Source organism: Tolypothrix sp. VBCCA 56010 (assembly GCF_050875635.1).
In the GTDB taxonomy this organism is placed as follows: Bacteria; Cyanobacteriota; Cyanobacteriia; order Cyanobacteriales; family Nostocaceae; genus Hassallia.
The window spans coordinates 1-911 of the sequence record NZ_JBPAOH010000375.1; the positions used below are offsets into that span (position 1 = coordinate 1).

Below are 911 nucleotides of genomic sequence, written 5' to 3' on the forward strand. Positions count from 1 at the left end.
CTTATACCATTTGGTTAAAATTGCGCCACAAATAAGGCATCTTTCAAGTAATCCCAACAAGTCAGGGAAATGACAACATCTTTATCGAGCGATCGCAGAATGTTATTAACTTTATCTTTAAGTGAATCTAAAGTAGTAAACAAGTCCCATTTTAAATACTCTTTCAGATGCTCCCAAAATCTTTCAATTGGATTAAGTTCTGGACAATGAGGTGGTTGAAATAAAAGAATAATATTCTCAGGAATTCTTAACGATTTGGCTTGATGAAAAGCACCATTGTCCAGTTGCCAAACGTGTAAATCTTGCGGAAACTGTTGTGAAAACTGATTTAAAAATTCTTGAAAGCATTCAGTATCTAGGTGCGAAAATTCGGAGAAAAAACTTGCCCCCGTAAGTGGTTCTAGGACTCCATAAAGATAATAAGCTGACCGTGACCATTGGAGACATCCTACGGGTTTTACTCCTCTAATTGTTAGTTTTCTTCTTTCAATAGTTTTTAAACCTAAGTGCGTTTCGTCCTGGCACCAATATCTGATAATTGAAAATTGCTTCGATTGTTTTAACCGCTGATTAATCAGCGATTGTAATGTAGATGGCAGTTTTTTTTTAAAGTTTTTTACCTCATCCGGGTCTTGCTTGTAGCTTCGAGGTCGTGCCACCTTAAGTTTTGCTTTAAGTTTGTCATGAACTAGATTATGAACTACATCATAATTAACTTCAATTCCTAATTCTGCTCGCAACCTTTGTTTGTACCTCGCCGTAGCTCGAAAAACCTTCTTGTTCACATAGTTCACGCTTTAATCGCTCAACTACCCAATCTGGAATAATTTTTGGTCTGCCTGTAGGGATACCAAGCTTGAGCATTGCTTCAAGTCCCCCATTTCTATATTGGCGTAGCCATCTTTGTACAG

The 911-nt window shown here is 37.3% G+C and carries 2 protein-coding genes; both read right to left on the reverse strand.

Annotated elements, in window-relative coordinates; translation table 11 throughout:
- Nucleotides 1-14: 14 nt before the first annotated feature.
- Nucleotides 15-794 carry an IS630 family transposase gene (locus AABK37_RS41560; protein WP_432557208.1) on the reverse strand — a complete coding sequence of 260 codons (780 nt, stop codon included), beginning with the start codon at nt 792-794 and terminating at the stop codon, nt 15-17.
- The coding region (locus AABK37_RS41565) for a helix-turn-helix domain-containing protein (protein ID WP_432557209.1) at nt 718-911 on the reverse strand (194 nt) is incomplete at its 5' end. The genes AABK37_RS41565 and AABK37_RS41560, both read right to left, overlap by 77 nt.